Annotated in this window: 9 protein-coding genes; 4 read left to right on the forward strand and 5 right to left on the reverse strand. The window is 67.3% G+C overall.

Features of this window, described 5'->3' with window-relative positions; translation table 11 throughout:
• Positions 1-1,062 precede the first annotated feature (1,062 nt).
• The 3 genes from phbB to ACE026_RS19115 are packed head-to-tail and all read right to left on the reverse strand — an operon-like array spanning position 1,063 to position 4,379.
• Positions 1,063-1,803, reverse strand: a complete 741-nt coding sequence (phbB, locus tag ACE026_RS19105) for an acetoacetyl-CoA reductase (RefSeq protein ID WP_019183776.1) — start codon at positions 1,801-1,803, stop codon at positions 1,063-1,065.
• A gap of 25 nt (positions 1,804-1,828) precedes the next feature.
• Positions 1,829-3,157: a CitMHS family transporter gene (locus ACE026_RS19110; protein WP_070473693.1), complete on the reverse strand. Its 1,329-nt coding sequence runs from the start codon at positions 3,155-3,157 to the stop codon at positions 1,829-1,831.
• 40 nt (positions 3,158-3,197) lie between these two features.
• Positions 3,198-4,379, reverse strand: a complete 1,182-nt coding sequence (locus tag ACE026_RS19115; protein ID WP_486040423.1) for an OprO/OprP family phosphate-selective porin — start codon at positions 4,377-4,379, stop codon at positions 3,198-3,200.
• A 156-nt stretch (positions 4,380-4,535) separates the two neighbouring features.
• Here ACE026_RS19115 and ACE026_RS19120 point away from each other — a divergent pair, with 156 nt between their 5' ends.
• From ACE026_RS19120 to ACE026_RS19130, 3 genes are read left to right on the forward strand one after another with little or no spacing between them, the layout of a single operon-like run.
• Positions 4,536-5,234 (forward strand): response regulator, encoded by a 699-nt coding sequence (locus tag ACE026_RS19120; RefSeq protein WP_486040424.1) that lies wholly within the window; start codon positions 4,536-4,538, stop codon positions 5,232-5,234.
• A complete protein-coding gene (locus ACE026_RS19125; RefSeq protein ID WP_486040426.1) occupies positions 5,224-6,606 on the forward strand; it encodes a sensor histidine kinase N-terminal domain-containing protein in 1,383 nt (460 codons plus the stop codon). The genes ACE026_RS19120 and ACE026_RS19125 overlap by 11 nt, the downstream gene beginning before the upstream one ends.
• Positions 6,603-7,742: an ABC transporter substrate-binding protein gene (locus tag ACE026_RS19130; RefSeq protein ID WP_486040427.1), complete on the forward strand. Its 1,140-nt coding sequence runs from the start codon at positions 6,603-6,605 to the stop codon at positions 7,740-7,742. The genes ACE026_RS19125 and ACE026_RS19130 overlap by 4 nt, the downstream gene beginning before the upstream one ends.
• Here ACE026_RS19130 and ACE026_RS19135 read toward each other — a convergent pair.
• Positions 7,670-8,971: a CitMHS family transporter gene (locus ACE026_RS19135; protein WP_486040428.1), complete on the reverse strand. Its 1,302-nt coding sequence runs from the start codon at positions 8,969-8,971 to the stop codon at positions 7,670-7,672. The genes ACE026_RS19130 and ACE026_RS19135 overlap by 73 nt on opposite strands.
• Positions 8,972-9,082: 111 nt before the next feature.
• Here ACE026_RS19135 and ACE026_RS19140 point away from each other — a divergent pair, with 111 nt between their 5' ends.
• The gene (locus ACE026_RS19140; RefSeq protein ID WP_486040429.1) at positions 9,083-9,733 is read left to right on the forward strand and encodes a LuxR C-terminal-related transcriptional regulator; all 651 of its coding nucleotides are present in this window, start codon (positions 9,083-9,085) and stop codon (positions 9,731-9,733) included.
• Positions 9,734-9,743: 10 nt separating this feature from the next.
• Here the strand turns inward: ACE026_RS19140 and ACE026_RS19145 are convergent, their stop codons facing one another.
• Positions 9,744-12,395, reverse strand: a complete 2,652-nt coding sequence (locus tag ACE026_RS19145; RefSeq protein ID WP_486040430.1) for a hybrid sensor histidine kinase/response regulator — start codon at positions 12,393-12,395, stop codon at positions 9,744-9,746.
• Positions 12,396-12,429: the final 34 nt, after the last annotated feature.

Below are 12,429 nucleotides of genomic sequence, written 5' to 3' on the forward strand. Positions count from 1 at the left end.
ACCGAGGCGAGCCGAGCCGAGCTGGGTGATCAGCAAAGCCACCGACCGTTGGTCGGTGGCTTTGCTTTACGCAGATGCAAGGGCGCAACGCCTAGAGCGCAACGCCTAGAGCGCAGAGCTTCTCAGATGACTGGGCCAGGCGTGGGGTGTGTGGGTTCGCGGGACGCGCCGTAAACCCATCCATGGGGGCTCGTGAGCCGCATCCATGCGGCACAACGGTCCCGCCAACCCACACACCCCACGCCTCCGACAGTTGGCTGGTGGCCATGGCGAAGCAAGGCAATGCAACGCTGCAGACGGACAGGGCCGGACCGGACCGAGGCGAGCCGAGCCGAGCTGGGTGATCAGCAAAGCCACCGACCGTTGGTCGGTGGCTTTGCTTTACGCAGATGCAAGGGCGCAACGCCTAGAGCGCAACGCCTAGAGCGCAGAGCTTCTCAGATGACTGGGCCAGGGGGGGGGGGGGGGGGGGGGGGGGGGGGGGGGGGGGGGGGGGTAAACCCATCCATGGGGGCTCGTGAGCCGCATCCATGCGGCACAACGGTCCCGCCAACCCACACACCCCACGCCTCCGACAGTTGGCTGGTGGCCATGGCGAAGCAAAGCAACGCTGCAGACGGACAGGTCCGAGGTGACTCGAGCTGAGAAAGTCACGCAGATCAATCGAACCACGCAGGCCAAGCAAGCCAACAGGCCAAGCCAATGCAACGGAGCAGCAGGCGCCGGTTTTTTCGTTGCGCACCAGCTCACTGTCAAAGGGTAGGCACGGGTGGGTTGGCGGGACCGTGTGTTGCCATGGATGGCAACACACGAGCTTACATGGACGTACTTGCAGCGGGTCCCGCCAACCCACCCGGGCCCTGCCCAGCGCGACACGGGCATGAAGTCCGCCTTTTGCCCCGCAGTTGCAGTTGCAGTTTCTGTTGCCATTGCCATTGCCATTGCAATTGCAAGTAGCCCAACGTTCCCGAAACCGCGGAAGCAAAAAAAGCCGCGATGCCAACCAGCATCGCGGCTCACCTCGCGGGGGAGGTCACGCATCACGTGGGATGCGCAAAACCATCAGAACATGTGCAGACCACCGTTCACCGCATAATCCGCACCCGTCACATACGCCGCATCATCCGACGCCAACCACGCACACAGACTCGCCACCTCCTCCGGCTTGCCCAACCGCCGGATCGGCACCGAGCCCGCCAGACGATCCAACACATCCGGCGGAAAACTGCTGATCGACTGACTCGCGATATACCCCGGCGAAATCGTATTCACCGTCACACCCCGCGTCGCCACCTCATTGGCCAACGCCCGGCTGAAACCATGCATCGCCGCCTTCGCCGTCGCGAAGTTCACCTGGCCGATCTGGCCCTTGTGCGCACTCACCGAACCGATGTTCACGATCCGGCCCCAGCCCCGCGTGCTCATGCCATCGATCACCTGCTTGGTGATGTTGAACAGCGCATGCAGGTTCGAACCCATCACCGCGTTCCAATCGTCCGGACTCATCTGGCGGAACAGTACATCGCGGCTGCCGCCGGCATTGTTGACCAGCACATCGATCTCACCGACCTCGGCCTTCACCTTGGCGAACGCGGCCACCGTCGACGCCCAGTCCGCGGCATTGCCTTCCGAGGCGATGAAATCGAAGCCCAGTTCGCGCTGCTCGCGCAGCCAGGCCGCTTTGCGTGGCGAATTGGGCGCGCAGCCGGCGACCACGGTGTGGCCGTTGCGGGCCAGCTTCTGGCAGATGGCAGTGCCGACACTGCCCATGGCGCTGGTGACGTAAGCGATGCGAAGAGTCATGGCGGAACGCTCCTTGGTAGGCGGATCAGGACGCAAGCGGATACAGGCCGAACAGCAGCCCACCGAACATCAGCAGCATCGAAATGGCAATGGCCCACTTCAGGGTGAACTTCTGGTGATCGGCGAACTCCACCTTGGCCAGGCCGACCAGCAGGTAGGTCGAGGGCACCAGCGGGCTGAGCAGATGCACCGGCTGGCCGGCCAGCGAGGCACGCGCCATCTCCACCGGGGTGATGCCGTAGTTGCCGGCCGCTTCGGACAGGATCGGCAGCACGCCGAAGTAGAAGGCGTCGTTGGACATGAAGAAGGTGAACGGCATCGAGGCCAGCGCGGTGATCACCGCCAGGTACGGGCCCCAGCTGTCGGGGATGATCGCCAGGAAGCTGTGCGACATCGCCTCGACCATGCCGGTGTTGTTGAGGATGCCGGTGAAGATGCCCGCCGCGAAGATCAGCGAGACCACCGACAGCACGTTGCCGGCATGGTTGACCACGCGGCGGCGCTGCTCGGCCAGGTTCGGGTAGTTGATCACCAGGGCGATCGCGAAGCCGACCATGAACAGCACCGGCATCGGCAGCACACCCAGGATCAGCGCGGTCATCAGGGCGATGGTCAGGCCCAGGTTGACCCACAGCAGCTTCGGGCGCTTGGTGTCTTCGGCGTCTTCCACCGTCGGCAGCGTGTTGCCATCATCGGAGACGCTGTTGTCCATCCAGCTGCCGCCCTGCGGCAGGGTCACCACGCCCAGGCGCCGGCGTTCCTTCATACCCAGATACCAGGCCAGCACCAGCACGCCGGCGCAGGCGATCACCATCGAGGGGATCAGCGGCACGAACACGTCGGCCGGGTCCACATGCAGCGCGGTGGCCGCACGCGCGGTCGGGCCGCCCCACGGGGTGAGGTTCATCACGCCGCCGGCGAGGATGGTCACGCAGGTCATGTTCAACGCGTTCATGCCCAGGCGCTGATACAACGGCAGCATCGCCGACACGGTGATCATGTAGGTGGTCGAGCCATCACCGTCGAGCGAGATCAGCATCGCCAGGATGGCGGTGCCGAGCACGATCTTCATCGGGTCGCCCTTGACGAAGCGCAGGATGATCCGCACCAGCGGATCGAACAGGCCCGCATCGATCATCACGCCGAAGTACAGGATGGCGAACATCAACATCACGCCGGTCGGTGCGATCTTCTTGATGCCTTCCAGCATCATGTCGTCGATGCCGGCCGCGAAGCCGCCGATCAAGGCGAACAGGATCGGAATGGTGATGAGGGCGACCAGCGGCGACAGCCGCTTGCTCATGATCAAGTACATGAATGTAATGACCATGCCAAAGCCGAGGATGCTCAGCATCATCTGCATTCTCCAGAAGAAACGGTGCGGAAAGTGGGCATCAGAAGTCGTACTGCAGGCGGCCGGTGACCGCGCGGGTGCGGTCCACGTTGGCGTCGGCCAGGCGGTCGCGGTTGCGGCTTTCGATCAGGTTGAGCATGAAGCGCAGGTTCGGGCGCATGTACCAGTTGCCACCCAGCGTCCACGCCTCGGTCTGGCCGTCGCGCAGGTCGGGCTGGCCGATCAGGTGCTGGTCGCCGCGCATCTGGTCATAGCGCAGTGCCAGTTCGAACGCACCGGCGGTGTGCTGGAAATCCTTGACCCGGCCGAAGCGCCCCGTCTTGCGGTCGTACACGCGCGATTCGCCGGTGACGAACCAGCTGACCAGGCCGTAGCCCGCCAGCACCTTGCCGCGCTGGCTGCCGTCGTCGAAGGTGGCGCCGCTGAATTCGCCCTGCCACGACAGCGGGCCGCGCACCTGCGCGTACTCCAGCGACCACTTGTTGACGTCGGTGTCGCGCCCGGCCGAGAAATCGACCAGGGTCGGGCGGCTGTTGTCGGAGAGATGGCCGGCCGGGCGCGGGCGGATGCGCAGGGCGGGTACGCCGTCGGCGCCAGGGTTGTCGTAGCGCTCATGCGCCAGCGACACGCCCAGGTGCAGTACATCACCGGCGGTGGCGCCGGGGGCCCAGGTCGCACGGCCACCGGCGGCACGGCCCTTGACCTGCCACGCGTCGATGCTCTCCAGGCTGTAGGCGCTGGCGGCCCAGGTCATGTCGCCGCGCGCGGCCTGCCAGGAGGCGCCGAGGCGATACAGCGGCGCCAGCGTGGTGCCGGCATTGCCGCGCTCCAGGAAGGAGCCGTAGTTCGAACTGGTGCGGTCATCCAGCGAGAAGAACTGTTTGAACTGGCCCACGGTGAGCTTGCCGGCATCGCCGAAGCTGCGGCTGACGAACACATCCTTGGCCTCGACCCGGTCGCCGGAGAAATCCGCTTCCAGCTTGTAGTCGACCACGAAGAACTTGCCGGATACGTCAAGCCATGCGCGACGGATCTCGGTGTCGTCCTTGTTCGGCGTGCCGCGGCGGTCGTTGTGGAAATCGGCGAAATCCAGGTGCAGGCGGCCGCCGAGGCTGGCGGTGACCGGGCGGTCGTCGTCGCTGGCGTCGGCGGCCCAGGCGGGCGCGGCCAACAACAGCGTGCAGGCAGCAGGCAGGCACCAGCGCAGTGTGTTCAGTTCCATGGACCCTCCCAGGTACCGGATGTTCGGGGGTGACGCGATGGCGCAGCCTAGTGCCGGGATGCTGTCATCCACCTGTCAGTCATTGCTGCACCGCAGCGAAGCGCACGGATGCGGCTGCACGCGCTAGCATTCGTGCACCTTTCCCGATCCCGACCGATGCGCATCCTGCTGGTGGAAGACAACCCGGACCTGGCCGACGCGATCGTCCGCCGCATGCGCCGCAGTGGGCATGCCGTGGATTGGCAGAGCGACGGACTGGCCGCGGCGAGCGTGCTGCGCTACCAGTCGTTCGATCTGGTCGTGCTCGATATCGGCCTGCCCAAACTGGATGGGCTGCGCGTGCTGGCCGGCATGCGCGAGCGCGGTGACAGCACCCCGGTGCTGATGCTGACCGCACGTGACGGGATCGAAGACCGCGTGCAGGCACTGGACGTCGGCGCGGACGATTACCTCGGCAAGCCGTTCGATTTCCGCGAGTTCGAAGCGCGCTGCCGCGTGCTCTTGCGGCGCACCCGTGGCCAGGCCAGCGAAGTGGTGCAGATCGGTGGCTTCCAGTTCGACAACGCCGCGCACCGGGTCAGTCTGGACGGCCAACCGATCGAGCTGCCCAACCGCGAGTACCGGCTGCTGGAGATCCTGATGGGTCGGCTGGGGCAGGTGGTGGGCAAGGACGAGATCGGCAACGGCCTGTTCGGCTTTGACGATGAGGCCGGTCCCAACGCGATCGAACTGTATGTCGGGCGCCTGCGCCGCAAACTGGCCGAGGCACCGCTGCGCATCGTGACCGTGCGCGGCAGCGGCTACCTGCTTGAGGCGCACGATGCGGCGGCCGAGGGCAGTGCCGATGGTGGCTGAGGCCCGCGCGCCCACCTCGATCCGGCGCACGCTGTGGCTGTATCTGGGCGGCTTGATGGCGCTGTTCGCCGTCGCATTGTTCTTCGGTGCGCGTGACTACGGCCAGCGTGCCGCCAACCGTTCCTACGATCACCTGCTGGTGTCCTCGGCGCTCTCGATCATCGATTCGGTGGCGCTGGTGGATGCGCAGTGGCAGGTCGATCTGCCGTACGCCTCGCTCGACCTGCTGGCGATGGCGCCGGAAGACCGCGTGTTCTACCGCGTGTCCGATGCGCGCAACCAGACCGTGACCGGTTACGACGATCTGCCGGCGCCGCCCCGCACGCCGAGCGATCGTCCGCAGCTGTTGGACGCGCCCTACAGCGGTGAAACGGTGCGCTTCGTGGTGGTGGCGCGGCGGGTGTCATCACCGTCCGCGCAGGCCGAGGTGCGTGTGCAGGTCGGGCAGACCCGGCGGGCGCGCGAGGCGCTGGCACAGGACATGGTGACCCGCGCGCTGGTGGCGATCGTCGTGCTCTCGCTGTTGTCGCTGGCGCTGGTCGCGCTCGGCGTGCATCGGGCGCTGCGCCCGCTGGTGAGGGTCGAACGCGAGTTGTCCAGACGCGAGCCCTCCGACCTGCGCCCACTGGATGCGACCACACCGCAGGAGATGGACCAGATGGTCGGCGCCTTGAACCACTTCATGGGCCGGCTTTCGACCAGCAATGAAACCCTGCGCGCCTTCATGGCCGAGGCCGCGCACCAGATGCGCACGCCACTGGCGGCCCTGCGCGCGCAGGCCCAGCTGGCACTGGATGATGAAGATCCGGAGGACATGCGGCGCAGCCTGCAGGCGATCGAGCGTAACGCCACCCACATGAGCCGGCTGCTCAACCAGCTGCTCAGCGACGCCAGCGTGATCCATCGGGCCAACCTGCAGCGCTTCGCACCCCTGGATCTGGCCGAGATCGTGCACCAGGCCCTGCATGAAGCGTTGCCGCAGGCGTTGCCGGCACCCCGCGTGCACCTGGCGGTGGCCAACGACCCAGCCTGGGTCAATGGCGATGCGCTGCTGCTGCGCGAGGCCATCAAGAACCTGATCGACAACGCGCTCAAGTACGGTGGCGATGGCGCGTTGCAGGTCGCGTTGACCACGGAGGATACGCACTGCGTGCTGACCATCGCCGACCACGGCCCCGGCATTCCACCGGCCGATGCGGAGCGGGTCTTCGAGCGCTTCGCGCGTGGCGAAGGGGCGGCCGCCGGTGGTGCGGGGCTGGGGCTGGCGATCGTCAAGCGCGTGGTCGACAGCCATGGCGGCCACATCGATCTGTCCAACCGGGTGGGCGGTGGCCTGATCGCCACCATCCGGCTGCCGAGGAGGCACGCATGAAAGTCCTGTCTGGTCTGTTGCTGATGCTGGTTGCGGCCACCGCATCGGCCGATCCCGGCGACGTCCAGCGCTTCCCCGCGCAGGGCACGCCGACCGCGCAGCTGCGGATCCATGGCTCCACGGACATCGAGGTCTTCGCCACGGTGATCGCCGACTACCAGCGGCTGCACCCCGGCACGGAGGTGATCTACGAAGACATCATCACCCAGGATATCTACCGCCGTTACCTGCGCGCGCCGGGGCCTGGCGCGGCACCGGATCTGCTCATCAGCAGTGGCATGGACCTGCAGACCAAGCTGGTCAACGATGGGCATGCGCTGCCGCACCGCTCGGCGCAGACCGATGCCCTGCCCGCCTGGGCGCAGTGGCGGCATGAGGCGTTCGGGATCAGCTATGAGCCGGTGGTGATGGTCTACAACACCCGCCGCCTGCCCGCGAACCGGGTGCCGCGCACGCGCCGGCAGCTGCTCGATCTGCTGCATGCTGCCGATGCACCGTTGAAGGGGCGGGTGGGGACCTACGATATCGAGCGCAGCAACGTGGGCTACCTCATGGCGACCCAGGACAGTCAGCGCGGCAGCATTGCCGGCGCGCTGCTGGGCGCATTGGGCGACAACGCGGTGCAGTTGGAGGAACGGACCGGCGTGCTGCTGGACCGGGTCAGCCGAGGGGAACTGGCGTTGGTCTACAACGTGCTGGGGTCCTACGCACGTGCGCGGATCGAGGCCGGCGCGCCGTTGGCCATCGTCGAGCCCGAGGACTACACCTTGGTGGTGCTGCGTACGGCGGTGATACCGCGCAGCAGCCGACACCCTGAGGAAGCTGGCCGGTTCCTGGATTACCTGCTGTCTCCGCGCGGGCAGCAGGTGCTCTCACGGGAGGCGCGCCTGACCTCGATCCTGCCCACCGCCACTGCCGGCGGTGGGCCGTCCAGCAACCTTCGCCCGATCCAGCTTGGCCCCGGCCTGCTGGTGTATCTGGACGCACTAAAACGTCGCCAGTTCCTGGAGGCCTGGCGCGCCAGCGTGCTGCCTGCAGGCAGCGACAGCACGCCGCGCGAAGATCAGAACACGCCCAGCAACCAGGCAGCGCCCAGCAGAAGCAGAGAGAAGCCCCACATCCAGCCCAGCGAGTAGCGGATGTGGCGCCCCATGTCCGCCCCGGCCAGCCCCAACGCCAGCCATAGCGCCGGCGAGAATGGGCTGATGAAGGTTCCCACGATGTTCCCGATGGTCAGCGCATACACGCTGTGCGCGGGGTCAACGCCGAGCGGCGTGGTGATCTCCAGTACCACCGGCAACAGTCCGAAATAGTAGGCATCGGTGCTGAGCAGCAGCTCCATCGGCAACCCGACCATGCCGAGCAGTACGTGCAGCCATGGCAGCATGGGATCGGGCAGCACATGGGCCAGGTCCGCCGCGATGGAGCGCAACATCCCGCTGCCATCCATCACCCCCAGGAACGATCCCGCGGCCAGGATGATCGCACCCATCTTCAGCGCGGCCGGCGCATGCGCGGCGATCGCCTCCATCTGCTGGGCCGGGCGGCGGTAGTTGATCAGCAGGGCAAGTGCCAGGCCGATCATGAAGATGTAGGCCGAGGGCAACAGGCTGCCGACCAGCGCGCCCAGTACGGCGACGAACAACAGCGCGTTCAACCACGCGTGGCGCACCGGCACCGGCGCTGCCACGCGCGGCAGCAGGGCGGCGGCGTCGGCAGGCGCCAGGCCAGCACCCCCGGCGGCAAGGCGCGCAGCACGGCCGCGTTCGCGCAGCCCAAGCAGGGCCGCCATCGCCAGCAGCAGCACCGCACCGATCACCTGCACCGGCAGCAGCGGCTGCCACAGCACGCCGACATCGATGCCGGTCACCGCGGCGGCGCGACCGAGCGGGCCCGCCCACGGCAGCATGTTGAAGATGCCTGCACCGGTCGCCAGCAGGAGCAGCATCAGGTACGGACTCATGTGCAGGCGCCGGTACAGCGGCAGCAGCGCTGGCACGGTGAGCAGGAAGGTGGTGGCACCGGCACCGTCCAGATGCGCCACCATCCCCAACAGTGCGGTCATCACGGCGACCGCGACGACATTGCCCGCAGTCATCCGCACCAGTCCATCAACCAGGGGGCGGAACAGCCCGGCATCCTGCAGCACGCCGAAGAAAGTGATCGCGAACATGAACATTGCGGCGATCGGGGCGACGCGCTTCAGGCCGTCATTGAAATAGCCGGCGAGCGCATCCGTGCCGGTTCCGACAATCAGCGCAGCCACCAACGGCACCAGCACGAGCGCGATGATGGCCGTCGTTCGCCCGGTGATCAGCAGCGTCACCAGTGCAGCAATGGTCAATAGACCGATCAGGGTCAGCATGCAGCCTCCAGTACAAGGGAATGTCGATCCGACCGTGTCACCGGGAAGCTGTCATCCAGCTGTCAGCGGTCGAATGCGACAGCCAGCCGGGTGGCATGCCACACTTCGTGCATGAGTGACATCACCGTTCTGGTCGCCGACGACCACCCGCTGCTCCGTGCTGCGGTCGTGCATTCCCTGCGCCAGGCGCTGCCGCAGGTCCACGTGATCGAAGTGGCCAGCGCCGCGACGCTGGAGAGCGCCCTGGATCAGCATGCGGAGATCGAACTGGTCCTGCTCGATCTGACCATGCCCGGTGCACGCGGGTTCTCCTCGCTGTTGCATGTGCGCGGCGCGCATCCGGATGTGCCGGTGGTGATCGTGTCCTCCAACGACCACCCGCGGGTGATCCGGCGTGCGCAGCAGTTCGGCGCGGCCGGTTTCATTCCCAAGTCTGCCCCGGCCGAGACCCTCGGCCAGGCGGTGGCGGCGGTGCTCGATGGCGGGGTGTGGTTCCCGGCGATGGCGGCCGAACGCTCCGAATCCGATGCGCTGCTGGCCACGCGCCTGGCGCAGCTCACCCCGCAGCAGTTCCGGGTGCTGTTGTGCCTGGCCGATGGTCTGCTCAATAAGCAGATCGCCTATGAGCTGGGCCTGGCCGAGAACACGGTGAAGGTGCACGTCACCGCGATCCTGAAGAAGCTGGAATGCCACAGCCGCACACAGGCGGCGGTGCTGGTGAAAGCGCTGGAGCCGGAAGGCGATGCGGGTGCCGGCGTCTAGCGGTACGGGCTCAGCTGCGGTGGCGCAGCAGCAGCTGTGTCATCAGGGCCCGCAGCGCGGGCGGGCGCACCGGTTTGGACAGGAAGCCCCAGCCGTTCTCTGCAGCGTGGGCCTTCAACGCGTCATCGCGCTCTGCGGTGACCAGGATCACCGGCGGGCGTGCGTGCCACAGGCCGCACAGCTGTTCGTACAGGTCCGGTCCGTGCCACTGGCCCATGCGCACATCCAGCAGCAGGAGCTTGGGCACATTGAACGCCGAGGCGATCTCGAGCGCGGCCTGCGGGCCATCGGCCAGTTCCACCACACACCCCCAGCGCTCCAGCAACGTACGGGTGGCGGTGCAGACACGCGGGTCGTCGTCGATGCTCCAGACCCGGCAGTGGCGCAACGGGCTGTCATCGCCGCTATCGACCACCGGGGCGACCGCGGGCGCCGGGGTGGTCAGCACGTCCGCTGCCGCCCCCAACGGCAGGCTTACCCAGAACACACTGCCGCGCCCCAGGGTGGAACGCAGCCGGATCGGATGGCCGAGCAGACGGCCGATCCGCTCCACGATCGCCAGACCCAGCCCGGCCCCGCGTTCCTGGTCCACGCCGTCATCCAACCGGCGGAATTCTTCGAAGATCTCGCCCTGCAGGCTCTCCGGTATCCCGGGGCCCTGGTCGTGCACTTCGATGCGCAGCTGACCGCCATCGCGGCGGCAGCCGAGCAGCACGCGCCCGCGCGGGGTGTAGCGCAGCGCGTTGGAGAGGAAGTTCTGCAGGATGCGGCGCAGCAGCGCTTCATCGCTCACCACCACCGCACGCGTATCCACCCAGTGCAGCTGCAGGCCGCGGCTGTCGGCAGCCAGTCCGAACTCGCGGGCCAGCGTTTCCAGCAGCGGTGACAGTGCGAAGGCGCGCACATGGGTCTGCAGCGCGCCCGATTCCAATCGCGAGATGTCCAGCAGGCTGTTGAGGATGGCATCCTGCGCGGCCAGCGCGGCGTCCACATGTTCGCTGAGCTCGCGGGCATCGCCCTGCAGCTTGCCGCGCAGCACCGAGACGAACATCCGCGCAGCGTTCAACGGCTGCAGCAGGTCGTGCACGGCCGAGGCCACGAAGCGCGATTTGTAGCGGTTGGCCTGCTCTGCTTCCCGGCGTGCTTCATCCAGATCGCGGGTGCGCTCGGCCACGCGGTGCTCCAGCGCATCGGCCAGCGAGCGCAGTTCACGTGCGGTGTTCTTGTAGGCGGTGATGTCGGCGTAGCTGGTGACGAAGCCGCCGTCGGGCAGCGGGTTGCCGCGGATCTCCAGCACCGTGCCGTCGTCCTTCTCGCTCTCGCGCATGTGCGGGCGGCCGCTGCGCAGATGGTTCAGGCGACGCTCGATGGCTTCATCGATCGGCCCTGGGCCGAGCAGGCCGCGACGCGCGTTGTAGCGGAAGATCTCCTCGATCGGCCGGCCGACCCGGATCAGCCCGGTCGGGAAGCGGAACAGCTCCAGATACCGTGCATTCCAGGCGACCAGCTTCTGCTCGTTGTCGATCACCACCACGCCCTGCGGCAGGTGCGCCAGGCTGCGGCTGAGGCCGCTGTCGGCCTGCTGCGCGGCCTGCAGCACGCCGTCCTGGGCGGTGCGCAGTTCCTGCGCGTGCTGTTTGAGCACACTCTCCAGCTCGCGCCGGCTGCGCTGCCGATGCGCGGCCAAGCGGCGGCGCTGCTGCACGAACAGGCCCAGGAAACACAGTGCCAGCCAGATGCCGCCGGCGGCCAGCGCGGCACTTCGCCCGACCGCGGCACTGGCGCTGGCGTCATGCAGCAGGTGCAGCTTCCACTGCGGCTCGTTCAGCGCCAGGGTCTGCCACAGCACCGGCCGTGGCAGCGCGGGCTGCTCCACGCGCACCATGCGCCCACCATCGGCGAGCACTTCCACGGTGCGTGCCTGCAGGGGTTGCAGCGAGCGGTCCGCGTACTGGCGGGTGGCGAGCATCTCGTTGCGTTCCTGCGGGCCGAGCGGGCGCAGCAGCCGGTAGCGCCAGGCATCGCCATTGGCCAGGAACACCACATCATGCGCATCGGTGGCCAGCACGATGTCCGGGCTCTGCAGCCACTCCTGTTCGAGGGCGCGCAGTTCGATCTTGATCGCGACCACGCCCAGCACGCTGCCGCGGGCGTCGTAGATCGCCTGGGAGAGGAAGTAGCCCGGCACGGCGGTGGTCATGCCGATGCCGTAGAAGTGCCCGCTGCCGTGTGCCATCGCCTGCTGGTAATAGGGGCGGTAGCTGTAGTCCTCGCCAACGTTGCTGGTCGGCTGGTCCCAGTTGCTGGCGGCCACGGCAATGCCGTGCCTGTCGATCAGGGTCAGGGTGGAGGCGCGGGTGACATTGTTGGCCTGGGCCAGCTTGAGATTGAGCCGCTGTCGTTCGGCGGCGCTCAAGGGGTGCGAGACCGCCTGGTGCAGGTCCGGGTCGAGCGCCAGCACCTGCGGCAAGGTGCCGAAACGATCGATGCGCTGTTGCAGGGTCTGGGCATACAGGCCGAGCTGGCGGCGGACCTGCAGGCTTTCATCGTCCAGCGCCCGCTGCTGTGCATAGCGGCCGGCCAGCAGCGCGCACAGCGCCGTACCGCCGAGCATCAGGACGATGAGCAGCAGCCAGGGGCGATAGCGGGAGACGCGGTACATGCCGTCAGTCTAGGCAGGGCAGGGCGGGCGCGCG

This window comes from Stenotrophomonas sp. AGC87, from assembly GCF_057333975.1.